This window comes from Aquabacterium sp. OR-4 (assembly GCF_025290835.2).
Lineage (GTDB): Bacteria > Pseudomonadota > Gammaproteobacteria > Burkholderiales > Burkholderiaceae_C > Pseudaquabacterium.
In genome coordinates this window covers 2,023,878-2,047,490 of the sequence record NZ_JAOCQD020000001.1, presented here as the reverse complement: position 1 = coordinate 2,047,490, position 23,613 = coordinate 2,023,878, and the positions used below count along the sequence as shown (strand labels likewise).

The 23,613-nt window shown below is 69.7% G+C and carries 22 protein-coding genes and 2 tRNA genes; 14 read left to right on the top strand and 10 right to left on the bottom strand.

What is annotated here, in order from left to right:
• Positions 1-158 precede the first annotated feature (158 nt).
• Together clpS and clpA are read left to right on the top strand one after the other, a co-directional pair.
• Positions 159-515: an ATP-dependent Clp protease adapter ClpS gene (gene clpS, locus N4G63_RS08905; protein ID WP_260787956.1), complete on the top strand. Its 357-nt coding sequence runs from the start codon at positions 159-161 to the stop codon at positions 513-515.
• Positions 512-2,827, top strand: coding sequence for an ATP-dependent Clp protease ATP-binding subunit ClpA (gene clpA / locus N4G63_RS08900; RefSeq protein ID WP_260787955.1), 2,316 nt, complete (start codon positions 512-514; stop codon positions 2,825-2,827). Before clpS ends, clpA begins: the two co-directional genes overlap by 4 nt.
• A gap of 25 nt (positions 2,828-2,852) precedes the next feature.
• Here clpA and N4G63_RS08895 read toward each other — a convergent pair whose 3' ends face one another.
• From N4G63_RS08895 to N4G63_RS08875, 5 genes are read right to left on the bottom strand one after another with little or no spacing between them, the layout of a single operon-like run.
• Positions 2,853-3,638 carry a M90 family metallopeptidase gene (locus N4G63_RS08895; protein ID WP_260787954.1) on the bottom strand — a complete coding sequence of 262 codons (786 nt, stop codon included), beginning with the start codon at positions 3,636-3,638 and terminating at the stop codon, positions 2,853-2,855.
• The gene (locus tag N4G63_RS08890; RefSeq protein ID WP_260787953.1) at positions 3,635-4,429 is read right to left on the bottom strand and encodes a UDP-2,3-diacylglucosamine diphosphatase; all 795 of its coding nucleotides are present in this window, start codon (positions 4,427-4,429) and stop codon (positions 3,635-3,637) included. Before N4G63_RS08890 ends, N4G63_RS08895 begins: the two co-directional genes overlap by 4 nt.
• Before the next feature lie 8 nt (positions 4,430-4,437).
• On the bottom strand, positions 4,438-4,944 hold the full coding sequence (locus N4G63_RS08885) for a peptidylprolyl isomerase (RefSeq protein ID WP_260787952.1): 507 nt from the start codon (positions 4,942-4,944) through the stop codon (positions 4,438-4,440).
• Between the two features lies 1 nt (position 4,945).
• Complete coding sequence (locus tag N4G63_RS08880) at positions 4,946-5,494, bottom strand: peptidylprolyl isomerase (protein ID WP_260787951.1); 549 nt, start codon at positions 5,492-5,494, stop codon at positions 4,946-4,948.
• Positions 5,495-5,521: 27 nt separating this feature from the next.
• Entirely contained in the window at positions 5,522-6,040 is a 519-nt protein-coding gene (locus tag N4G63_RS08875; protein WP_260787950.1) for a tetratricopeptide repeat protein, read from the bottom strand.
• Between the two features lie 365 nt (positions 6,041-6,405).
• Between N4G63_RS08875 and cysS the strand changes: the two genes are divergently transcribed.
• The 6 genes from cysS (at position 6,406) to N4G63_RS08845 (ending at position 12,580) form a co-directional block, all read left to right on the top strand.
• Entirely contained in the window at positions 6,406-7,800 is a 1,395-nt protein-coding gene (cysS, locus tag N4G63_RS08870) for a cysteine--tRNA ligase (protein ID WP_260787949.1), read from the top strand.
• Positions 7,801-7,802: 2 nt separating this feature from the next.
• On the top strand, positions 7,803-8,486 hold the full coding sequence (locus tag N4G63_RS08865; RefSeq protein ID WP_260787948.1) for a DNA-3-methyladenine glycosylase family protein: 684 nt from the start codon (positions 7,803-7,805) through the stop codon (positions 8,484-8,486).
• A 44-nt stretch (positions 8,487-8,530) separates the two neighbouring features.
• Entirely contained in the window at positions 8,531-9,502 is a 972-nt protein-coding gene (locus N4G63_RS08860; protein ID WP_260787947.1) for an acetyl-CoA carboxylase carboxyltransferase subunit alpha, read from the top strand.
• Between the two features lie 53 nt (positions 9,503-9,555).
• Entirely contained in the window at positions 9,556-10,938 is a 1,383-nt protein-coding gene (gene tilS / locus N4G63_RS08855; protein ID WP_260787946.1) for a tRNA lysidine(34) synthetase TilS, read from the top strand.
• Positions 10,939-11,115: 177 nt separating this feature from the next.
• On the top strand, positions 11,116-12,393 hold the full coding sequence (locus tag N4G63_RS08850) for an aspartate kinase (protein WP_314599590.1): 1,278 nt from the start codon (positions 11,116-11,118) through the stop codon (positions 12,391-12,393).
• Positions 12,394-12,486: 93 nt separating this feature from the next.
• Positions 12,487-12,580: transfer RNA gene (locus tag N4G63_RS08845), tRNA-Ser, on the top strand.
• A gap of 164 nt (positions 12,581-12,744) precedes the next feature.
• Here the strand turns inward: N4G63_RS08845 and N4G63_RS28310 are convergent.
• Positions 12,745-14,829 carry a response regulator gene (locus N4G63_RS28310; RefSeq protein WP_443112017.1) on the bottom strand — a complete coding sequence of 695 codons (2,085 nt, stop codon included), beginning with the start codon at positions 14,827-14,829 and terminating at the stop codon, positions 12,745-12,747.
• Positions 14,826-15,854 carry an alpha/beta fold hydrolase gene (locus N4G63_RS08830; RefSeq protein WP_260787944.1) on the bottom strand — a complete coding sequence of 343 codons (1,029 nt, stop codon included), beginning with the start codon at positions 15,852-15,854 and terminating at the stop codon, positions 14,826-14,828. The genes N4G63_RS28310 and N4G63_RS08830 overlap by 4 nt, the downstream gene beginning before the upstream one ends.
• Before the next feature lie 234 nt (positions 15,855-16,088).
• Between N4G63_RS08830 and pqqA the strand changes: the two genes are divergently transcribed.
• The 5 genes from pqqA to pqqE all read left to right on the top strand — a co-directional run bounded on the left by pqqA (position 16,089) and on the right by pqqE (position 19,522).
• Positions 16,089-16,163, top strand: coding sequence for a pyrroloquinoline quinone precursor peptide PqqA (gene pqqA / locus N4G63_RS28305; RefSeq protein ID WP_443112043.1), 75 nt, complete (start codon positions 16,089-16,091; stop codon positions 16,161-16,163).
• Positions 16,164-16,261: 98 nt separating this feature from the next.
• Entirely contained in the window at positions 16,262-17,221 is a 960-nt protein-coding gene (gene pqqB, locus N4G63_RS08825) for a pyrroloquinoline quinone biosynthesis protein PqqB (RefSeq protein WP_314599589.1), read from the top strand.
• A 70-nt stretch (positions 17,222-17,291) separates the two neighbouring features.
• Positions 17,292-18,020, top strand: a complete 729-nt coding sequence (gene pqqC, locus N4G63_RS08820; protein WP_260788683.1) for a pyrroloquinoline-quinone synthase PqqC — start codon at positions 17,292-17,294, stop codon at positions 18,018-18,020.
• Positions 18,017-18,310 (top strand): pyrroloquinoline quinone biosynthesis peptide chaperone PqqD, encoded by a 294-nt coding sequence (pqqD, locus tag N4G63_RS08815; RefSeq protein WP_260787942.1) that lies wholly within the window; start codon positions 18,017-18,019, stop codon positions 18,308-18,310. The genes pqqC and pqqD overlap by 4 nt, the downstream gene beginning before the upstream one ends.
• Before the next feature lie 12 nt (positions 18,311-18,322).
• The gene (gene pqqE, locus N4G63_RS08810) at positions 18,323-19,522 is read left to right on the top strand and encodes a pyrroloquinoline quinone biosynthesis protein PqqE (RefSeq protein ID WP_260787941.1); all 1,200 of its coding nucleotides are present in this window, start codon (positions 18,323-18,325) and stop codon (positions 19,520-19,522) included.
• A gap of 33 nt (positions 19,523-19,555) precedes the next feature.
• On the opposite strand, the gene ribA is transcribed toward pqqE, so the two are convergent.
• The 3 genes from ribA to N4G63_RS08795 all read right to left on the bottom strand — a co-directional run bounded on the left by ribA (position 19,556) and on the right by N4G63_RS08795 (position 21,019).
• Positions 19,556-20,260, bottom strand: coding sequence for a GTP cyclohydrolase II (ribA, locus tag N4G63_RS08805; protein ID WP_260787940.1), 705 nt, complete (start codon positions 20,258-20,260; stop codon positions 19,556-19,558).
• Positions 20,261-20,407: 147 nt separating this feature from the next.
• On the bottom strand, positions 20,408-20,800 hold the full coding sequence (locus tag N4G63_RS08800) for a VanZ family protein (protein ID WP_260787939.1): 393 nt from the start codon (positions 20,798-20,800) through the stop codon (positions 20,408-20,410).
• A 143-nt stretch (positions 20,801-20,943) separates the two neighbouring features.
• A tRNA-Thr gene (locus N4G63_RS08795) sits at positions 20,944-21,019 on the bottom strand.
• A 215-nt stretch (positions 21,020-21,234) separates the two neighbouring features.
• Here N4G63_RS08795 and N4G63_RS08790 point away from each other — a divergent pair.
• Complete coding sequence (locus tag N4G63_RS08790) at positions 21,235-23,607, top strand: Tex family protein (protein WP_314599588.1); 2,373 nt, start codon at positions 21,235-21,237, stop codon at positions 23,605-23,607.
• The last annotated feature ends 6 nt before the right edge of the window (positions 23,608-23,613 follow it).

Genomic DNA, 23,613 nt, shown 5'->3' with positions numbered 1-23,613 from the left:
CTTGGCCGGATTGGGCACGCTGATGGCCGGGCACGGCATCTGCTCGGTCTGGCATGAGCGGGCTCCGGCTGGCGCTTTTCGCGACTTGCGAACGCGCCATCTGGCGCAACATGGCTGACAGAACGACGGCCTTTCGTGCGACTCAGTAGAATGATTTCATGCCCCAGGACGAACCGCCCATTCCACCGCTTCAGCCCCCCATCACCCCCCGGCGGGACGATGCTGGCGCCGTGGTGGCAGAGCGGAAATCCGCGCGCACCAAGCCGCCGCGGATGTATCAGGTGGTGCTGCTCAACGATGATTTCACGCCGATGGAGTTCGTCGTGATGGTCTTGCAGCAATACTTCAAGCTGGAACTGGAAGCGGCCACGCTGATCATGCTGAAGATCCACCACGAGGGTCGTGGGGTCTGCGGCGTCTTCAGCAAGGACGTTGCCGCCACAAAGGTTGAACTCGTGCTTGCCGCGGCGCGCCGCGCCGGGCATCCGCTGCAGTGCATTATGGAGGCCGCATGATTGCGCAAGAACTGGAAGTCAGCCTGCACATGGCGTTCGTTGAGGCGCGCCAGCAGCGCCACGAGTTCATCACGGTCGAGCACCTGCTGCTCGCCCTGCTGGACAACCCGTCGGCTGCCGATGTGCTCAAGGCCTGCGCGGCCAATCTCGACGACCTGCGCAAGAGCCTGACCACCTTCATCAAGGAAAACACGCCCACGGTCGGTGGCACCGAAGAGGTGGACACCCAGCCCACGCTGGGTTTCCAGCGTGTGATCCAGCGGGCGATCATGCACGTGCAGAGCACCGGCTCGGGCAAGAAGGAAGTCACCGGCGCCAACGTGCTGGTGGCGATCTTCGGCGAGAAGGACTCGCACGCCGTGTACTACCTGCACCAGCAGGGGGTGACGCGCCTCGATGTGGTGAACTACATCGCCCACGGCATCAAGAAGAGCGAGCCCCCCGAACCGGCCAAGCCCAGCGAACCGGGGCAGGAGGCCGAGAAGGAAGAGGCGGCTGAAGGCGGTGGCAAGGGCTCGCCGCTGGAGCAGTTCACGCAGAACCTGAACCAGATGGCCCGCGACGGCAAGATCGATCCGCTGATCGGTCGCGAGTCCGAGGTTGAGCGCGTGATCCAGGTGCTGTGCCGCCGGCGCAAGAACAACCCGCTGCTGGTGGGCGAGGCCGGTGTGGGCAAGACAGCCATTGCCGAGGGTCTGGCCTGGCGCATCACGCAGGGCGACGTGCCCGACGTGCTGGCGCAAAGCAATGTTTACTCGCTGGACATGGGCGCCTTGCTGGCCGGCACCAAGTACCGCGGTGACTTCGAGCAGCGCCTGAAGGGCGTGCTCAAGCAGCTGAAGGACAACCCGCACGCGGTGCTGTTCATCGACGAGATCCACACGCTGATCGGTGCCGGCGCCGCTTCGGGCGGCACGCTGGACGCCAGCAACCTGCTCAAGCCCGCGCTCAGCAACGGCCAGATGAAGTGCATCGGCGCCACCACTTTCACCGAGTACCGTGGCATCTTCGAAAAGGATGCGGCGCTGTCGCGGCGCTTCCAGAAGGTGGACGTGGTCGAGCCTTCGGTCGAGCAGACGGTCGAGATCCTCAAGGGCCTGAAGAGCCGTTTCGAGGAGCACCACAGCGTCAAGTACGCGCTGGGCGCGTTGCAGGCCGCAGCCGAGCTGTCGGCCAAGTACATCAATGACCGCCACCTGCCGGACAAGGCCATCGACGTGATCGACGAGGCCGGTGCCGCACAGCGCATCCTGCCCAAGAGCAAGCAGAAGAAGACCATCACGCGCAACGAGGTCGAGGAGATCGTCGCGAAGATCGCACGCATCCCGCCGGCCAGCGTGTCGAGTGACGACCGCGACAAGCTCAAGAGCCTGGAGCGCGATCTCAAGAGCGTGGTGTTCGGCCAGGACAAGTCGATCGAGGCCCTGTCGGCCGCGATCAAGATGGCACGCTCCGGCCTGGGCAAGCCCGACAAGCCGATCGGCGCTTTCTTGTTCAGCGGCCCCACCGGCGTGGGCAAGACCGAGGTGGCCAAGCAGCTGGCCTACATCCTGGGCATCGAGCTGATCCGCTTCGACATGTCCGAGTACATGGAGCGCCATGCGGTCAGCCGCCTGATCGGCGCGCCCCCGGGCTATGTGGGCTTTGACCAGGGCGGTCTGCTGACCGAGGCCGTGACCAAGAAGCCGCACTGCGTGCTGCTGCTCGACGAGATCGAGAAGGCGCACCCGGACGTCTTCAACGTGCTGCTGCAGGTGATGGACCACGGCACGCTGACCGACAACAACGGCCGCAAGTCCGACTTCCGCAACGTGATCATCATCATGACCACCAACGCGGGCGCCGAGACCATGAACAAGTCGACCATCGGTTTCACCACCAAGCGCGAGCTGGGTGATGAGATGGGTGACATCAAGCGGCTGTTCACGCCCGAGTTCCGCAACCGGCTCGACGCCATCGTCAGCTTCCGCGCGCTGGACGAAGAGATCATCCTGCGGGTGGTCGACAAGTTCCTGCTGCAGCTTGAAAGCCAGCTGGCCGAGAAGAAGGTCGACGTCACCTTCACCGACACGCTGCGCAAGCACCTGGGCGCCAAGGGCTTTGATCCGCTGATGGGCGCACGCCCGATGCAGCGCCTGATCCAGGACTTGATCCGTCGTGCCCTGGCCGACGAACTGCTGTTCGGCCGCCTGGTCGATGGTGGCCGCCTGACGGTTGATCTCGACGACAAGGGCGAGGTGACGCTGGACATCCAGCCGCTGAAGAAGACCGACAAGGGCGACAAGACCAAGTCGGAGGCCGCGCCGGTCTGAGGCCGGCGCCGCGGCAGCCTGTGCGTCAAACCCCGCCGAAGGCGGCGGGGTCTTGCCGGAAGTAGCGCGCCAGCAGCCCGTACAAGTCGGGGTGCTCGGCGCGCATGTCATTGGGCGTGACGAAAAAGCTCTCGGACGCCACGGCGAAGAACTCGTCCACACCCGTGGCGCCATAGGGGTCGAGCAGGGTGTCCTGCCCGGTCTCCACCTGCGCGCAGAACTGCTCGTAGGCGGCGTCGATCACGGTGATCCAGGCCTCGCGTTCGGCGCTGCTGCCAAGCGGCGGCACGCCGTCGGCCTCGCCATCGCCCATGTCGAGCACATGGGCGAACTCGTGGATCACCACGTTGTAGCCCCAGTCGGCCGACTCGCCCGATTCGGCCACATCGCGCCAGCTCAGCATCACCGGGCCGCCCTGCATGGCCTCGCCGGTGAGCACCTCGTGGTACTCGTGCACGATGCCGTCCTCGTCGACATGGCTGCGCGGCGCCACCACCTCGTCGGCATGCACCACGATGCCCACAAAACTGTCGTAGGGCGCCAGGCCGAAGCGCAGCACCGGCAGGCAGGCCTGGGCGGCAATGCACACGGCCATGTCGTCGCTGATGGCCAGACCGGCGATGCCGGTGAACTCCTTGGCATCGAGAAACAGGCTGGTGAGCCGTCGCAGTTCGGCCAGGTCGGCGGCCGGGCGGCGGGCCAGGAAGGGCAGGCGGGCCAGCGTCAGGTCCCACACCGCATCGGGCACGGCGCGGCGGTTCAGGGCACGCTGCTCACGGTGCGCGCGCCAGCGCTCCAGCCAGGCCTTCATGCGCCCAGGTCGAGGGTGTGCAGGCCGTCGCGCGTGAGCCGCAGGATGCGGGCGCGCGGGGCCGGGCCATGGTCGAAGTCCCAGTCGCCCAGCACATGGCGCACGCCACCGCCAGGCAGCGCATGGCGGCCCGGGCGGTGGGTGTGGCCGTGGATCAGGGCGGTCGCATCGGCCGCTGCCAGCCACTGTGCGGCGGCGGGGTGGTCCACCTCGCCCCAGTCGGCGGCTGTCTGGCTGGCCTGACGCGCCGCACTGGCGTCGCGCATCGCACGCGCCTGGGCCTGACGTTCGGCCAGTGGCTGGCCCAGAAAGCCGGCCTGCCAGCTGGCGCCGCGCACCAGGGTGCGAAAGCGCTGGTACTCGGTGTCGGCCAGGCACAAGGCGTCGCCGTGGCTCAGCAGCCAGCGCTGGCCCCAGGCCTGCAACACGGTGGGGTCAGCCAGGCGCTGCATGCCGGCTTCGGCCAGCAGGGCGTCGCCCACCAGAAAATCGCGGTTGCCGGGCAGAAAAGCCAGCACGCGCCGGGCGCTGGCCTGCTGCAGCACGGCCAGGCATTGCGCCTCGAAGCCGCTGTGGCGGGCGTCGTCGCCCACCCACACCTCGAACAGGTCGCCCAGCATCAGCACCGCCTGGGCCGGCGTGTGCAGCAGATGATCGCGCCAGGCCGCGAAGGTGCGCGGCATGTCGGCGTGCAGGTGCACGTCCGACAGCAGATCGATGGCCGTCCAGGCCGGATCGGCCGCCCACACCGGCCAGGTCTCGGGCAGAGCCACCGGCGTGGTGCCGCTCACCTGCGATGTCAGGCCGTCACTTCCACGGCCTTGAGGATCAGCACGTCTTCCTTCGGCACGTCGTCGTGGAAGCCCTGGCGGCCGGTGGCCACCTTCTCGATGGCGTCCACCACCTCGATGCCGCCCACCACCTTGCCGAACACGGCATAGCCCCAGCCCTGCGGCGACTCGCTCTTGAAGTTGAGGAAGTCGTTGTGGGTGGCGTTGATGAAGAACTGCGCGCTGGCCGAATGCGGCGCATTGGTGCGCGCCATGGCCAGCGTGTACTTGTCGTTCTTCAGGCCGTTGTTGGCCTCGTTCTGGATCGGCTCCTGCGTGGGCTTTTGCTTCAGGCCGGGCTCGAAGCCGCCGCCCTGGATCATGAAGCCCTTGATGACGCGGTGGAAGATGGTGCCGTCGTAGTGGCCGGCGTTCACGTAGGCCAGGAAGTTGGCCACGGTGGCCGGCGCCTTCACGTCGTCGAGTTCGATGCGCACGGTGCCTGCGCTGGTGGTCATTTCAACGGTCTTGGTCATGTCATTTCTCCGAGAGGATGGTGGCTTGCTTGATCAGGATGGGGGTGCTGGGCACGTTCTGGTGGCCGCCCTTGTTGCCCACCGGAACGGCCCGGATGCGGTCGACGACATCCATGCCTTCGACGACCTTGCCGAACACCGCGTAGCCGCCGCCGTAGCTGTCCAGGCGCTGGTTGTCGGCCACGTTGATGAAGAACTGCGCGGTGGCCGAATCGGGCACGCCGGTGCGTGCCATGGCCACCGTGCCGCGCAGGTTGGACAGGCCGTTGCCGGCCTCCAGCGGGATGGGCGGGCGGGTGGACTTCTCGCCCATGTCGGGCGCCATGCCGCCGCCCTGGACCATGAAGCCGTCGATCACGCGGTGGAAGATGGTGCCGCTGTAGTGGCCGGCCTTGGTGTACTGCACGAAGTTGGCCACGGTCTTGGGCGCCTTCGCGGCATCGAGCTCCAGCACGATGTCGCCCATCGAGGTGCTCAGGCGGACCTTCTGGGCCCAGGCAGGTGCGGCCAGCAACAGGGCGGCGCTCAGGGTAAGGGTGAGTCGTTTCATCGGTGGCGGTGGGTCACGGGGGGCAGTTCAGCGCGGCTGGCCGGCCGCAGCGGGCAGGCTGCGCGCCAGGTCGCGGGCAAGTTGCAGCTTGCGCTGCAGCGCGGGTTCGGGGCGGGCGGCATCGGCCGCGGCGGCATAGGCACGCGCGGCCAGGCGCACGTACACGTCGCCCAGGTTCTCGTGGGCCGCGCGGTAGGCGGGGTCGAGCTGCAGGGCGGTTTCGAGCGCGGCGCGCGCGGCGTCCAGCCGGCCGGCTGCGGCGTGCAGCACGGCCAGGTTGTTGTGCGGCTCGGGCAGGTCAGGAAACTCCTGGGTCAGGCGCTCGAAGGTGGCTGCGGCCTGGCTCGACTGCCCGCCTTCGGCCAGCAGCACGCCTTGCAGAAAGCGCAGCGCCGCATCGCCCGGGCGCGCCGCCAGCGCAGTGTTCAGGCGCTGCAGCGCCTGCGCCGGGTCGCCATGGCGGTACTGCTGCTCGATGGCGCGGGCGTCGGCCGGGCCTTCAGTGGCCTGGGCGGCCGGGCTGAGCAGTGCGGCCAGCAGGGGCATGGCCAGCGCAGCGCAAGCCACGGACCATGCACGGTGCGGCCACCGGCTGCGGCTGGGCACGGCGACGTCGGCGGTGGTTGACTTGGGCAAGGCGGAAGGCGGCACGCGTGGGGGAGGGGAGATGCGGGTGGGGCAGGGCGCCGGCCGGGTGGCGCGGGCAAAGCAGCAGTGGCGGGCCGGGGCAGCGCCGCTATACTGATTTGATTGTATCGACCGCCCTGGCCGGGTGGTGCCAGCGGCGCAACAGGTGCCGCAGCCGCGGGCAGCGTGCCGGCGGGGCAACCAGGCCGCGGCAGCTGTCTCCCACCACCTTTCTTGCAGCGCAGCGCGTGCCTTTTTCAGGGCCCGCCTGCGCCCGCTGGCCGATGTCCCTGCGCCTGTACAACACCCTGAGCCGTCGGCTCGAGCCTTTCGCCCCCCTGCAGCCGGGCCATGCCAGCATGTACGTGTGCGGCATGACCATCTATGACCTGTGCCACATGGGTCATCTGCGCATGATGATGGCGTTTGATGTGGTCTACCGCTGGCTGCGCGCCAGCGGCCTGCAGGTGACCTATGTGCGCAACATCACCGACATCGACGACAAGATCATCCGGCGCGCGCTGGAGCGCGGCATCACCATCCGCGCGCTGACCGACGAGATGACCGCCGCGATGCACCAGGATTTCGCTGCGGTGGGCGTGCTGCCGCCCACACACGAGCCGCGGGCCACCGAGTACGTGCCGCAGATGCTGTCGCTGATCCGCACGCTGGAGGGCAAGGGCCTGGCCTACCGGGCCGGCAATGGCGATGTGAACTACGCCGTGCGCAGCTTCGACGGCTACGGCAAGCTCTCGGGCAAGAGCCTCGACGACCTGCGCGCCGGCGAGCGCGTGGCGGTCGACGATGGCAAGCACGATCCGCTGGATTTCGTGCTGTGGAAGGCCGCCAAGGCCGAGGAGCCGGCCGACGCCAAGTTCGACGGCGAAGGCTATGGCCCGGGCCGGCCGGGCTGGCACATCGAGTGCTCGGCGATGAGCTGCGCGCTGCTGGGCGAGCGCTTTGACATCCACGGCGGCGGCATGGATCTGCAGTTTCCGCACCACGAGAACGAGATCGCGCAAAGCGAGGGCGCGTTCGGCCACCAGCATGTCAACGCCTGGATGCACAACGGCTTCCTGAATGTCGACAACGAGAAGATGTCCAAGAGCCTGGGCAACTTCTTCACCATCCGCGATGTGCTGGCCAATTACGACGGCGAGACGCTGCGCTTTTTCATGCTGCGCACGCATTACCGCAGCCCGTTCAACTTCAGCGACGGCCTGCTGGACGAGGCGCGCACCGCGCTGCGCCGGCTTTACACCGCGCTCGATGCGGTGAGCCTGCCCGCCGAGAACATCGCCATCGACTGGGCCCAGCCGCAGGCCGCGGCCTTTCGTGCGGCGATGGACGAAGACTTCAACACGCCGCAGGCGCTGGCGCAGCTGTTCGAGCTGGCCGGTGAAGTCAACCGCAGCCGTTCGCCCGAGGCGGCGGCGCTGCTGCGGGCCCTGGGCGGCGTGCTGGGCATCTTGCAGCAGGCGCCCAAGGCCTACCTGCAGGGCGGGGCCTCGCCGGCGGCGCAAGATCAAGGCGCACGCATCGAGGCGGCCATCGCCGCGCGTGCGGCGGCCAAGGCGGCCCGAAACTTTGCCGAGGCCGACCGCATCCGCGATGCGCTGCTGGCCGAGGGCATCGTGCTCAAGGATTCGGCACAGGGCACCACCTGGGTGCGGACCTGAACGTGCCCAAGACCCCTGCCGCGCCAGCGGCGGCCTCGGCCGCCGCGCCCGAAGGTTTTACCCCGGCCTACTGGGACGACGCCTGCCGCCACCTGGCCAAGCGCGACCGGGTGATGAAGAAGCTGATCCCGCAGTTTGGCGAGGCCCGTCTGCAGAGCCGGGGCGATGCCTTCATCACGCTGGCGCGGTCCATCGTCGGCCAGCAGATCTCGGTGAAGGCCGCGCAATCGGTGTGGGAGCGTTTCGTGGCCGCGGCAGGCGGCCCGGTGGCGCAGCTTTCGCCCACCGCGGTGCTGGCGCTCGACACTCCCGCGCTGCGCGGCGCCGGCCTGTCGGCGCGCAAGGCCGAGTACCTGTGCGACCTGGCCCGTCACTTCGACGCCGGCCAGGTGCATGTGGCGCAGTGGCAGCAGATGGATGACGAGGCCATCATCGACGAACTGGTGGCCATTCGCGGCATCGGCCGCTGGACGGCCGAGATGTTCCTGATCTTCCACCTGATGCGGCCCAACGTGATGCCGCTCGACGACGTGGGCCTGATCAAGGGCATCTCGCTGAGCTACTTCAGTGGCGAGCCCGTGTCGCGTGCCGAGGCGCGCGAGGTGGGCGAGGCCTGGGCCCCGTACCGATCGGTGGCCACCTGGTACCTGTGGCGCAGCCTCGACCCGCTGCCGGTAGACTACTGACCTGTACCGCAACGGCGGTTTGATCCACCCACCCGACCCCGCGGATGAGCAAACGACACTTCCTCGAATTCGAGCAACCGATCGCCGAACTCGAGACCAAGATCGAAGAACTGCGCTACGTGCAGTCTGAATCGGCGGTTGACATCTCCGACGAGATTGAACGGCTCGACAAGAAGAGCCAGCAACTCGCCAAGGAGATCTACAGCAACCTGTCGCCCTGGCAGGTGACGCAGATTGCCCGCCACCCGCAGCGCCCGTACACGCTGGACTACGTGAACGAGCTGTTCACCGATTTCCAGGAGATGCACGGCGACCGCCACTATGCCGACGACCTGTCCATCGTCGGTGGCCTGGCGCGCTTCAACGGCCAGGCCTGCATGGTCATCGGCAACCAGAAGGGCCGCGACACCAAGGAGCGCGCCGCGCGCAACTTCGGCATGCCGCGCCCCGAGGGCTACCGCAAGGCGCTGCGCCTGATGAAGCTGGCCGAGAAGTTCGGCCTGCCGGTGTTCACCTTCGTCGACACCCCCGGCGCCTACCCCGGCATCGGCGCCGAAGAGCGTGGCCAGAGCGAGGCCATCGGCCGCAACATCTTCGAGATGGCGCAGCTCGAGGTGCCCATCGTCACCACCATCATCGGTGAAGGCGGCTCGGGCGGCGCGCTGGCCATCAGCGTGGCCGACCAGCTGCTGATGTTGCAGTTTGCGGTGTACTCGGTGATCTCGCCCGAAGGCTGCGCCAGCATCCTGTGGAAGACCTCCGAGCGCGCCAGCGATGCCGCCGAGGCCCTGGGCATCACCGCGCACCGGCTCAAGGCCCTGGGCCTGATCGACAAGGTGATCAGCGAGCCGGTGGGCGGCGCGCACCGCGATGTGCGCCAGATGGCCTCGCAGCTCAAGCGTGGTCTGGCCGAGGCGCTGCGCCAGGTGTCCGACCTCAAGACCAAAGAGCTGCTGCAGCGTCGCTACGACCGCCTGCAGGCCTACGGCCGCTACAGCGACACCAAGGAGCGCTGACCGCGCAGCGCATGGCCCGCCGGCCTGCGACTTCGCCGCCTGATGCCGGTGCCGTGCCCGCAACCCGGCGCGGCAGCCCGCCTGGCGTGCTGGCCGTGGCCTACAGCGGCGGGCGCGACTCGTTGGCGTTGCTGCACTGTGCCTGCCGCGTGGCCTCGGCGCTGGGGCTGCAGGTGGTGGCACTGCACATCCACCATGGCTTGCTGCCGCAGGCCGATGCCTGGCTGCGCCAGGCGCAGCAGCGCTGCCGGCGCTGGCAGGCGCTGGGCTGGCCGCTGAGCCTGCGCTGGGCACGCCTGCAAGGTGCCCCGGCGCCGGGGCAGAGCATCGAGGCCTGGGCGCGTGCCGGCCGACATGCCGCGCTGCAGCGCCTGGCCGGCGAGGCCGGCGCCACTTTGCTGCTGCTGGCCCAGCATCGGCGCGACCAGGCCGAGACGGTGCTGTTGCAGGCCTTGCGCGGTGGTGGCCCGGCCGGGCTGGCGGCCATGCCGCCGGCGGCGCTGCGCCATGGCCTGGTGTGGGCCCGGCCCTGGCTGGCCCAGCCGCGCCAGGCCATCGAGGCCTATGTGCAGCGCCACCGGCTGCGGCCGGTGGACGATCCGTCCAACAACGACCTGAACCTGGCCCGCAATCGCCTGCGGGCCCGGGTCTGGCCGGCCTTGAGCGCGGCCTTTCCCGAGGCCGAGGCGGCGCTGGCCTTGTCGGCCCGCCGTGCGCACGAGGCCGATGCGGCGCTGGCCGAACTGGCGCAGATGGATCTGGCCACCTGCGCCCTGGCCAGCGACGCAGCCGCAGGCACTGCGCTGCAGGTGGCCGCCTGGCGCAGCTTGTCAGCCGCCCGGCAGGCCAATGCGCTGCGGGTCTGGCTGGGCCGGCAGGCCGGCCAGGGTGCGGCCGAAGCACTGCTGCAACGCCTGCTGCTTGAACTGCCCGGCGCGGCATCGTCCACATCCGGGCGTGCCACCCGATCCACTGGCCGTTGGCCGGCTGGTGGTGGGGCCGAGCTGCGGCTCTACCGCGGCCTGCTGCACTGGCATGCGATGGCCGCCGCGGCCGCCACGGCAGCCGTGGAGCCCGTGGCGCTCGGGGATCAGGTGATCGACCTGTCGCAGCCGGGGCACTGGCCGGTGCCGGCCTGGCGCGGCCGCTTCGAGGTGAGCCAAGATGCCCAGGGCGTGCCGGCCGACGAACTGCGCCATGCCTGTCTGCGCGCCCGCGCCGGGGGCGAGCAGTTCCAGCGCACCGCGGGTGGTTTGCCGCGCAGCCTGAAAAAGCAGTACCAGGCGGCCGGCGTGCCGGCCGACCAGCGGCAGGGGCCGCTGCTGTGGGGCGCCGGCGCGCTTTTGTATGTGCCGGGCCTGGGCATGGACGCCCGGGCGCTGGCCCGGCCGGCGCTGCTGCGCTGCCGCGTGCAGTGGCGCGCCGACCCGTGCTGAACGGGCTGTTGCAGCGCAGCAGATAGAATGGCGGGTTGCGCACCGGGGCCGCGCAGCCCCGATCCGCCGCCTGTGGGGCCAGCTGGCCATGCGGGCCATGCCGCCGGTGCCCCGTGCCCGCGTGGCGCGGATCGGGCACCGATGGCGCCCCACCTGCTCTCTGGCTTTGCAGCAACCATGGCATTGATCGTTCACAAGTACGGCGGCACATCGATGGGCTCCACCGAGCGCATCCGCAACGTCGCCAAGCGCGTGGCCAAATGGGCCCGTGCCGGCCACCAGATGGTGGTCGTTCCGTCCGCGATGAGCGGTGAAACCAACCGCCTGCTCGGCCTGGCCAAGGATTTGCAGCCCGGCGCGCTGGACGACGCCGCGATGCGCGAGCTGGATGCCATTGCGGCCACCGGCGAGCAGGTGTCGGTGGGCCTGCTGGCGCTGGCGCTGCAGGCCGAAGGCCAGCCGGCCGTGAGCTATGGCGGCTGGCAGGTGCCGATCAAGACCAATTCGGTGTTCACCAAGGCGCGCATCGAGTCGATCGACGACGCCCGCGTGCGCGCCGATCTGGCCGCCGGCAAGGTGGTCATCATCACCGGCTTCCAGGGCGTGGACCCCGAAGGCCATGTCACCACGCTGGGCCGTGGCGGCAGTGACACCTCGGCGGTGGCCGTGGCGGCGGCGATGAAGGCCGACGAATGCCTGATCTACACCGATGTGGACGGCGTCTACACCACCGATCCACGCGTGGTGCCCGAGGCCCAGCGCCTGACCACGATCAGCTTCGAGGAAATGCTCGAACTGGCCAGCCAGGGCAGCAAGGTGCTGCAGATCCGTTCGGTCGAGTTCGCCGGCAAGTACCGCGTGCCGCTGCGCGTGCTGTCGAGCTTCACGCCCTGGGACATCGCCATCGACGAAGAGGCGAAGTCGGGCACCCTGATCACTTTCGAGGAAGACGAGAAGATGGAACAAGCCGTCGTGTCGGGCATCGCGTTCAACCGTGACGAGGCCAAGATCACCGTGGTGGGCGTGCCCGACAAGCCGGGCATCGCGTACCAGATCCTCGGTGCCGTGGCCGAGGCCAACATCGATGTGGACGTGATCGTGCAGAACGTGTCGCACGACGGCCGCACCGACTTCAGCTTCACCGTGCATCGCAACGACTATGCACGCACGATGGATCTGCTGAAGAACACCGTGCAGCCGGCCACCGGCGCGTTGAACCTGATCGGCGATGCCAAGATCTGCAAGGTGTCGATCGTGGGCATCGGCATGAAGAGCCATGTGGGCGTGGCCAGCACCATGTTCAAGGCGCTGTCCGACGACGGCATCAACATCCAGATGATCACCACCAGCGAGATCAAGACCTCGGTGGTGATCGCCGAGAAGTACATGGAGCTGGCCGTGCGCGCGCTGCACCGTGCCTTCGGCCTGGACGCGGCCGAGACGCCGGCGGCCTGAACTGCACCGCCGGACGCGGCCTTGTCGGCGTTTTGACAGGGCTGCGCAGCCCGGGAACCGACCCATGGCTGTGCTACAGTCACGGTCTTCGCCGGAGACGTGACCGAGTGGCCGAAGGTGCTCCCCTGCTAAGGGAGTATGCGCGCTAAAACGTGCATCGAGGGTTCGAATCCCTCCGTCTCCGCCAGCAAGAACATCGACTCAGATCGATCGCTGGCCCGGCAAATCATTCAAGGCCCTGCATGCAAGTGCAGGGCCTTTTTGTTGTGCCCTGTTGTTGCGCACTTTTTTTCGCGCTCTTTTGTTGCGCCTGGGTCTGCCCCTGGCACCTTGCCCGGCCCGGCACCATGCTCAGGCCTGCAGCAGGCCCCACTGCAGCGCCACCAGGGTCAGCTCGCTCTGGTTGGACACGCCCAGCTTCTGCTTGACCTTGTAGAGGTGGGTGCCCACGGTGCTGGCCGAGATCTTCAGCGCCTCGGCGATCTGCGCCACGTTCTGGCCGCGCGCCAGCTGGATGAACACCGAGAACTCGCGCTCGCTCAGGGCCTGGGCCGGGCTGGTGTCGCCGCGGATCTGGGCCAGCGCCAGCACGCGCGCCGTGGCGGCGTCCACATAGGGCTGGCCGGCGGCCACGGCGCGTACCGCCGCGATCAGAGCCTCGGGCGCACCGCGCTTGCTCAGGTAGCCCAGTGCGCCGGCGCGCAATGCGCGCTGCGGATGGGCCGTGTCTTCGTGCGCCGACAGCACCAGCACGCGGGCCTGCGGCTCCACCGCCAGCAGGCGGCGCAAGGCCTCGAGGCCGCCCATGCCCGGCATCGATAGATCGAGCACCACCACGTCGGGCTGGTGCTTCTGCCAGGCCGGCACCAGGCCGTCGCCGTTGTCGAGCTCGGCCAGCACCTGCATCTGCGCATCGGCCAGCAGCATGCGAAAACCCATGCGCACCAGCGCATGGTCGTCGACGAGGATCACGCGGGTCATGCGGCGGGCGGTTGGGTGGAGGGGGATGGACGGGTGGGTGGGCGGCCGCTCGGCGGCCGGCGCGGGCAGGGCGGCCGCGCTGGCCTGCGGCGGCAGCTGCATGCGCAGGCGCGCACCCTGCACGGCGCCAGGCTGCAACTGCAGCGTGCCGCCGAGCGCCTGCGCGCGCTCGGCCAGCCAGTGCAGGCCGTGGTGACCGTGATGCCCGTGATGGCCATGGGTTTGGGCACCTGTCGCGTGGTGTGCGGCCGGCAGGCCCAGGCCGTTGTCGCTCACTTCCAGCGTCAGGCCATCCGGGCCCGATTGCAGGGCCACCACCACCGCGCTGGCCTGGCCATGGCGCAGCGCATTGGTCAGGCCTTCTTGTGCGGCGCGGTACAGGGCCAGGGCCGGCTCGGGGGCGATGGCCAGGTCCGACAGCGCCAGCTCGAGCTGCAGGGCCAGCGCGGGATGGGCGCGGCGCGTGCGTTCGGCCAGATCGGCCAGCGCCTCGGCCAGGCCGAAACGGTCGAGCACCAGCGGCGTCAGCCGCGGGATCATGCCGTGCATGGCGTCGTACAGGCGCGAGGCCTCGTCGGCAATCAGCTGCGCCGCCTGGGCGCTGCCCGGGTCGACGGTGGCGCTGCGTTGCGCGATCGACAAGGCCATGCTGCGCATCGCGGTGACGCTCTGGCCCAGCTCGTCATGCAGCTCGCGGGCGATGTGCTTGCGCTCGGCCTCGATGTGCTGCTCCATCCAGCGGGTGAGCGCTCGGTGGTCCTGCAGCTGGCGCTCGGCCAGCACGGCGCGCTTCTCGGTCTCGATGTGCTGGTGCAGCTGGGCCGTCATGCGATTGAAGGCCTGGCCGATGGCGGCTGCCTCCTGGCCGGGCAGCGGCGGCAGCACCACATCCAGACGGCCGCCCTGCAGGCTGTCGAGCGCCTGCACGATCTGCCCGAATGGCCGCACCGCGCTGGCCACGCCCCAGGCCACCAGGCCGTTCACCACCACCAGCAGGGCCAGCGCACCGCCGCCCATCCAGGCCAGTTCGTCCCAGGCATCGAGCACGGCGCGCGAGGCATTGGCATGCACTTCCATGCGGCCGTCTGGAAACTGGAAGGCGCGCATCGTCGGCGGCGGGCTGATCAGGCGGCTGAACCAGGCCGGCGCGTCGCGGCCGGGCTTGTAGGGCGAGGGCGGCGAGCGGTAGAGCTCGCGGTTGGCGGCGTCGTACAGCAGGATGTCGTTGCTGCGCACGCGGCCCACGCCCTGCAGAAAGCTCAGCATCGCCGGAGTGCCCTGGGCGGCATAACGCCAGGCGGTGCGGTCCAGCAGCTGGGCGGCCACCCGCGTGGCGGCGGCTGTTTCCTCGTTGACGCTGTCGCGTGCCGCGCGCAGCTCCAGCCCGATCATCGTGGCCACGAACAGCAGGGTCAGGGCGCCGACGATGAGGTTGATCTTCAGGCGCAGGGTCATGTTGCGGCCGCATCGGCGCAGGGCAAGACGTCGGGCCAGGCCTGGTGCTGCGCCCAGTGGTCGAGCGCAATGCGCTGCAGCCCGGCCATGGCCGGATGCAGCGGGCCGTGGCCCGCGCCACGCGCCCAGGCCAGTGGCGGCGGCGGCCGGCCCGGGCGCGTCAGCGCTTGCTGCAGGGCCAGGGCGCCGGCCGGCGGGCAGATGGCATCGTCGTCGGCATGCAGCAGCAGCGTGGGCACCTCGGGCACCCGGGCGGCGCGCTGCAGCAACGTGGGGCTCAGGTCGCAGCCGCGGGCCAGATGGTGGGCCTGGACGCGGTAGCGCTGGCGCAGCGCGGGCAACTGGGCGGGTTCCAGCAGCGGCTGCGGGCCCTGGCCGGCGCGCAGGGCTTCCCAATGCAGCCAGGCGAGGGCAGCGCGGTTTTGCTCGGGCAGCGCGGCGTGCTGGAACAGGCGGTTCAAAGCGGCGGGCAGGTGCTGCGGTTCGGCCGTGCCGGCCGCATCGGCCAGCGCCTGCCAGGCGGCCTGGGCGGTCGGGCCGCCGGCAACAGGGCCGGCCGCGGGGTGAGGCGGCAGGCTGGCGAGATCGAAGAAGGCCGCGATGTCGTCGGGTCGGCCCAGGAAACTGGCGCGCAGCAGCAGGCCGGCCACGGCCTCGGGCAGGTCGGCGGCATGCGCCACCGCCAGCGTGGCGCCCCAGCTGCCCCCCACCACCAGCCAGCGTGGCCGGCCCAGGTGGCGGTGCAGCGCGCGCAGGTCGGCCAGCAGCTCGGGCAGGGTGTTGCGGGCCGTGTCGCCCGGTGGCGTGCTGAGGCCGCAGCCGCGCTGGTCAGGCGCAATGATGTGGAAGTGCCGCCCATCGAACGGCCGCCGCAGCGCCGGCGACTGCCCCGTGCCCGGGCCGCCGTGCAGCAGCAGCACCGGCAGGCCACCGGGCGTGCCGGCATGGGCGATGTGCATGCGCTGGCCATCGGCCAGGGCCAGCCACTCGGTGTGGAACAGCGGCGGCTCGCCGGCCGGCGGCATGGGCAGGGGCGCTTGGGAAAGGGACGGCGGCGCGGGCACGGCGGCATGGTATCGGCTGGGTCTGGTGCGCCCCCCGGCAAACACCCGCAGCCAGGCTCATGATTTTCATGAGCCGCAAATCATGGCCCCGGGGCTGGCCGGCCCGGCCGTGCCGCGCGACCATGGATTCCCGAGGCAGCACCTGCCTCCGCAGCCGCCACCGGGTGGCCGCGCAACCCTGGAAGGAGACCTCTGATGACCTGGACCACCCCGACCGCCACCGACATCCGTTTCGGCTTCGAAATCACGATGTACATCGCCGCGCGCTGAGCGCTGCGCGGTTGCCGCTGCACCGCCATGGCAGTGCAGCGGCATTGGCCTGAACCTGGTTCTTTCGCTGTCGCGACGCATCGCCGCGCTGTCTACCGATGCAGATCACTCTTCTGGGCACCGCCGCCGGCGGCGGCTTTCCGCAGTGGAACTGCGCCTGCCGCAACTGCGCCGGCCTGCGCGCCGGCACGCTGCGGGCCACGCCGCGCACGCAGTCGTCCATCTTTGTGCAGGCCGATGCCGGCGGGCCCGGCCTGCTGGTCAATGCCTCGCCCGACATCCTCACGCAGATCCAGCGCCAGCCGGTGCTGTGGCCCAAGTCGGGCCAGCGGCCCGAGGCCCTGGTGGCCGGGCTGCGCGACACGCCGATCGCCGGCGTGCTGTTGTGCGATGGCCAGGTGGATCACACCACCGGCCTGCTGATGCTGCGCGAGCGCGGCCGGCCGCTGCCGCTGTGGTGCACCGACCCGGTGGCCGAGGATCTGAGCCAGGGCTTTCCGCTGTTTGGCGTGCTGGGCCACTACTGTGGCGTCCAGCGCCACGCCATCCCGCTGGACGGGCGCAGCTTCGCCATCGACCGGCTTGACGGCCTGCGCATCCGCGCGCTGGCGCTCGACAGCAAGGCCGCACCCTATTCACCGCACCGTGACGCACCGGTGCCCGGCGACAACATCGGCCTGCTGTTCACCGACACCCGCAGCCAGCGCAGCGCCTTTTATGCGCCTGGTCTGGGCCAGATTTCGCCGGCCGTGGCCGACGCCGCCGGCAGCGCGCAGCTGGTGATGGTGGACGGCACCTTCTGGACCGACGACGAGATGCCGGCGCTTGGCATCAGCCGCAAGACCGCACGCGAGATCGGCCACCTGCCGCAGATGGATGCAGCCGACGGCACGCCCGGCATGCTGCGCTGGCTGGGCACGCTGCCGGCAGCCAGCACCCGGCTGCTGCTGCACATCAACAACACCAACCCCATCCTCGACGAAGACTCGCCGCAGCGTGCCACGCTGGCGGCCCACGGCGTCACCGTGGGCGAGGACGGCATGCAGTTCAGCCTGTGAGAGGCCACGCATTGTGACCAGCCCCAGCCAGACCCCCAACCACACCGCCAACCACACCGCCAGCCACACCCTGGCGCAACCGGCCTGGAACCGCGCCGAGTTCGAGCAGCAGCTGCGCGAACGTGGCCGCGCCTATCACATCCACCACGCGTTCAACGTGATGCTCAACACCGGCCGGGCCACGCCCGAGCAGGTGCGCGGCTGGGTGGCCAACCGCTTTGCCTACCAGGCGGCGATTCCGCTCAAGGACGCGGCCATCCTCAGCAACTGCCCGGTGCAGGCGGTGCGCCGCGAGTGGGTGCAGCGCATCCTCGACCACGACGGCTTCGAGATCGGCGGCGTTCGCGACCCCGGCGGCATCGAAGCCTGGCTGCGCCTGGCCGAAGCAGTGGGGCTGAGCCGCGACGAAGTGCTGGACGGCCGCCATGTGCTGCCCGGCGTGCGCTTTGCGGTCGACCACTACGTGCACTTCGCGCGCAGCGCGCCGTGGCAGGAGGCGGTGTGCTCGTCGCTCACCGAGCTGTTTGCGCCCGAGATCCACAAGCAGCGCCTGGCCACCTGGCCCGAGCACTACCCCTGGATCGCACCCGAGGGGCTGGGCTACTTTCGCAACCGCATCAGCCAGGCCCGGCGCGACGTGGAGCAGGGCCTGCAGGTGACGCTGGACTTCTTTGTCACCCGCGCGCAGCAGGAGCGGGCACTGCAGGTGCTGCAGATGAAGCTCGACATCCTGTGGGCCATGAACGACGCCATGGCCCTGCGCTACGGCACCAACGGCGTGCAGGGGGCCATGGCATGAACCCGGTGCAGCAAGCCGCCACGTTGTCGTGCGTGCCGCGCATCGGCGCGGGCTTTCGCCTGCAGTGGGAGCCGGCGCAGAACGCCCATGTGCTGCTCTATCCCGAAGGCCTGGTGAAGCTCAACGGCAGCGCCGGCGAGATCCTCACCCGATGCGACGGTGCGCGCAGCGTGGCCGAGTTGGTGGCGCTGCTGGAAGCCGCCTTCAGCGCCCAGGGCCTGGCGCCCGACGTGCTGGCCTTTCTGGACATGGCGCGCGCCCAGGGCTGGATCAGCCTGGCGCGGGCCTGAGGCGGCGCGGCCATGAGCTGCCCTCCCGGCCCCGGCCCGGCCAGTGCGGCGGTGTCCGCAGGCACGGCCACGGTCCATGCCCCCGGCCCGCCGCTGTGGCTGCTGGCCGAGCTGACCTACCGCTGCCCGCTGCACTGCGTGTTTTGCTACAACCCGGTCGACTATGCCGCCCATGCCGACGAGCTGGGCACCGACGACTGGCTGCGCGTGCTGCGCGAAGGCCGTGAGCTGGGCGCGGTGCAGTGCGGCTTCTCGGGCGGCGAGCCCTTGCTGCGCGACGATCTGGAGCTGCTGATCGCCGAAGCGCGGCGCCTGGGCTACTACACCAACCTGCTGACCAGCGGCGTGGGCCTGACCGAGGCCCGCGCCGCCGCGCTGAAGGCGGCCGGGCTCGATCATGTGCAGCTGTCGTTCCAGGACAGCACGCGCGAGATGAACGACTTTCTCTCGCACACCAAGACCTTTGCCCTGAAGCAGAAGGTGGCCGGCCTGCTGCGCGCGCAGGGCTGGCCGATGGTGATGAACGTGGTCATCCACCGGCTCAACATCGACCACATCGACCGCATCATCGCGATGGCCGCCGACTGCGGTGCCGAGTACCTGGAACTGGCCAACACCCAGTACTACAGCTGGGCCCTGCTCAACCGCGACCAGCTGCTGCCCACCCAGGCCCAGCTAACGCGGGCCGAAGCCATCACCAACGAGTGGCGCGCCCGGCTGGGCGAGCGCATGCGCATCTTCTTCGTGGCGCCTGATTACCACGAGGGCCGCGCCAAGCGCTGCGTCAACGGCTGGGGCAGCACCTTGCTCACCGTCACGCCCGATGGCACGGCCTTGCCCTGCCACACCGCGCGCATGCTGCCGGGCGCGGATTTTCCGAATGTGCGCAGCCACTCGATGGGCGAGATCTGGCTGCAATCCGAGGGCTTCAACCGCTACCGCGGCACGGCCTGGATGAAGGAGCCCTGCCGCAGCTGCGAGCACAAGGAACAAGACCTGGGCGGCTGCCGCTGCCAGGCCTGGCTGCTGGCGCAGGATGCGGCTGCGGCCGATCCGGTGTGCGTGCACAGCCCGCAGCACGAGGTGGTGCGCGCGGCCGTGGCGCAGGCCGAGGCACGCGCCGTGCGGCCGCCAGGCGAGCAGCTACTGGTGTTTCGCAGTCGCGAAGAATCGCTGCGCCTGCAGGCTGCTGCCTTGCCCATCGGGCCTTGAATCGGGCCTTGAGGCGGCCGCCGCGCGCGCGGCTCAGGTCTCTTGCTGCTCGTCGTCGGCCGGCGGTTCGGCGTCGGGATGCCAGTGGCCCATGCGCTCGGCCTTGGTCTGCAGGTAGGCGCGGTTGTGGCGGTTGGAGGGCGTGCGCAGCGGCACACGCTCGCTCACCTCGATGCCCAGCGCCTGCAGTGCCGTCACCTTGGCCGGGTTGTTGGTGAGCAGCTTTACCCGCTGCACGCCCAGCTTGCCCAGCAGCGTGGCGGCCACCGCGTAGTCGCGCGCGTCATCGGGCAGGCCCAGCAGGCGGTTGGCTTCCACCGTGTCGGCGCCGGCCTGCTGCAGCGCATAGGCGCGGATCTTGTTGACCAGGCCGATGCCGCGACCCTCCTGCCGCAGGTACAGCAGCACGCCGCGGCCCTCGGTGGCGATGGCGCGCAGGCCGCCTTGCAGCTGCGGGCCGCAATCGCACTTCAGGCTGAACAGCGCGTCGCCGGTCAGGCATTCGCTGTGCACGCGGGTGAGCACCGGCGCGCCGTCGGCGATGCTGCCCATCGACAGGGCGGCATGTTCGTGGCCGGTGGCGGCATCCACCAGGCCATGCAGCTCGAACTCGCCCCAGGCCGTGGGCAGGCGGCAGCTCACCAGTTCACCGGCCGGCAGCGGGCCCTGGGCACGCAGCGGTTCGAACAGATGGCCAGGCAGGGGTTGCAGGGCGGCGGGGGCGAGCTTGGCAGTCATCGACAGGGGCATCGGCACCGCGGGCACCGGGCCTGCGGCACGGTCGCGGTGATCAGGAACAGGTGGCGATTGTCGGTGATCGCCCGCCGGGCCGCTGTTCACCTGCGCGACGCCCCAGCGTGCAGCGGTTTTAAAGCCGGCAAGCCGCTAAGGATGCTGGGCCCGGCCGGCTGCGGCGGCCAGGCCGCGGCCCAGCAGCAGCGCGATCAGCCAGCCGGCCAGCGCGCCGAGGCCGTCGGCCACCAGATCGGCCAGTTCGCCCTGACGCCCGGGCACGACGCTCTGGACGAGCTCGATCAACGCGCCATAGGCCAGCAGCGCGCCCAGCCCCGGCGCCATGCCGCCGCACCGCGAACGGCTGGTGCAAAAGGCGAGGGCGGCAAAGGCGGCGGCATGGTTGAGCTTGTCCCAGCCCAGGTTGGCGCTGGGCGGCGGCATCGGGTTCAGTGCCAGCCACGACACCAGCAGCAGCAGCGCGCACAGCAGGCTGCGCCAGAGCGGCGTGGCGTTCCAGAGCCTGAGCAGCGGGGGCACAAACATGCGGGGCGATCCGGCCGGCGTGGCGATGGGCAGATGCAGGGAAGGGGGCAGGTGCGCCGCAGCGGCCGGCGGAAAACAGGGGATAACGGCCGGCGGCACAAAGACGAAGGGCCCTGCAAGTGCAGGGCCCTTCAAGAAAAAAGTGGTGCCGGTGAAGAGAGTCGAACTCCCGACCTTCGCATTACGAATGCGCTGCTCTACCAACTGAGCTACACCGGCACGACAGCCCGCGAGTATAGCCTGAGTTCGGTGCCTGGCCCGGGTTTCGGGCGCTGATTTGACGGTGGGCCTTGGCGCCCTCCGGTGGCCTGGGCGGCCCGCCCGGGCGCGTGTACCCGGGCCGCGGCAACGCCGGGCAGGCGGCCTCAGGCCCTGTGGCACACTCGCGCGCTTTCGCGTCGACGTCGGCCCCGCAGCCGGGGCCCGCCCCCATCTTGGACAAGATTCTTCTGCAGATTGCGGCCGAACTGAAGGTCGCCCCGCGGCAAGTGAATGCCGCGGTCGAATTGCTCGACGGCGGGGCCACCGTGCCCTTCATCGCCCGCTACCGCAAGGAGGCCACCGAAGGCCTAGACGACATCCAGCTGCGCGAGCTGGAAGCGCGGCTTTCTTATCTGCGCGAGCTGGAAGACCGGCGCGCCGCGGTGCTCAAGAGCATTGCCGAGCAGGGCAAGCTGACGCCCGAGCTGCAGGCCGCCATCGAGGCGGCGCCCACCAAGCAGGAACTGGAAGACCTGTACCTGCCCTACAAGCAAAAGCGCCGCACCAAGGGCATGATTGCCCGCGAGGCCGGCATCGAGCCGCTGGCCGACCGGCTGTTTGCCGACCCCACGCTCGATCCGCATGCCGAGGCGGCGGCCTTCATCGCCGCCCATCCGGGCGGTGCCCCAGGCTTGGCCGAGGCCGGTTTCGCCGATGCCTTCGCGGTGCTCGATGGTGTGCGCGACATCCTCTCCGAGCGCTGGGCCGAAGATGCCGCGCTGGTGGGCAAGCTGCGCGAATGGCTGTGGGAAGAAGGCCTGTTCCAGAGCAAGCTGGCGGATGGCAAGGACCCGAACCACCCCGACCACTCGAAGTTTCGCGACTACTTCGAGTACGACGAGCCGATCAAGACCGTGCCCAGCCACCGTGCGCTGGCGGTGTTTCGCGGCCGCACGCTGGAGATCCTGGACGCCAAGCTGCTGCTCGATGAAGAGCTGGTGCCGGGCAAGCCCGGCCTGGCCGAGGGCCGCATCGCCATCCACCTGGGCTGGAGCCATGCCAAGCGCGCCGCCGACGAGTTGATCCGCAAGAGCATCGCCTGGACCTGGAAGGTCAAGCTCAGCCTGAGCCTGGAGCGCGACCTGTTCAGCCGCCTGCGCGAGGCCGCCGAGGCCACCGCGATCAAGGTGTTTGCCGAGAACCTGCGCGATCTGCTGCTGGCCGCGCCGGCCGGCAAGCGCGTGGTGATGGGTCTGGACCCCGGCATCCGCACCGGCGTGAAGGTGGCCGTGGTCAGCGACACCGGCAAGGTGCTGGCCACGCACACCGTCTACCCGCACGAGCCGCGCTGCGACTGGGAAGGCAGCCTGCACACCCTGGGCCGCCTGGTGGCCCAGCATGGCGTGAACCTGATCGCCATCGGCAATGGCACGGCCAGCCGCGAGACCGACAAGCTGGCCGCCGACCTGATCAAGCGCGTGAAGGACCTGGCGCCCGACATGGCCATCGAGAAGGTGGTGGTCAGCGAGGCCGGCGCCTCGGTCTACTCGGCCAGTGAATTTGCCAGCAAGGAGCTGCCCGATCTGGACGTGAGCCTGCGCGGCGCGGTGAGCATTGCCCGCCGCCTGCAGGACCCGCTGGCCGAGCTGGTGAAGATCGAGCCCAAGAGCATCGGCGTGGGCCAGTACCAGCACGACGTGAACCAGAGCGAGCTGGCCCGCACGCTGGACGCCGTGGTGGAAGACTGCGTCAACAAGGTCGGCGTCGATCTCAACACCGCCTCGGCGCCGCTGCTGGCCAAGGTGTCGGGCCTGAGCCCGGCGGTGGCCGCCAGCATCGTGCGCTGGCGCGATGCCAACGGCGCTTTCCGCAACCGCCAGCAATTGCTGGATGTGAGCGGCCTGGGCCCCAAGACCTTCGAGCAGGCGGCGGGCTTTCTGCGCATCCGCGGTGGCGACAACCCGCTCGACCTGACCGGCGTGCACCCCGAGACCTATCCGGTGGTGCAGCGCCTGCTCGACAAGCTGGCGCGGCCGGTGGCCGAGGTGATGGGCAAGAGCGACGTGATCCGCACGCTCAAGCCCGAGCTGTTTGTCGACGAGAAGTTCGGCGCCATCACCGTGAAGGACATCTTCACCGAGCTCGAGAAGCCCGGCCGCGATCCGCGCCCCGACTTCAAGGTGGCACGCTTCAACGACGGCGTCGAGGACATCAAGGACCTGCAGCCCGGCATGACGCTGGAGGGCACGGTGAGCAATGTGGCGCAGTTCGGCGCCTTCGTCGACCTGGGCGTGCACCAGGACGGCCTGGTGCATGTGAGCCAGCTGGCCAACAGGTTCGTCAACGATGCGCGCGAGATCGTCAAGACCGGCGACATCGTCAAGGTCAAGGTGCTCGAGGTTGACCTGGCACGCGGCCGCATCTCGCTGACCATGAAGCTCGACGCGCAGGCGCCCAAGGGCGGCCCGGGCGCTGCGCGTGGCGACAACAGCTACCGGCCGGCCGGGCGCGACCAGCGCGCGGGCGGCGGTGGCCGCGGCGCGCCGCAACCCTCGGCACAGGGCGCGATGGCTGCGGCCTTTGCCAAGCTGCAGCCCAAACGCTGAGCCCGC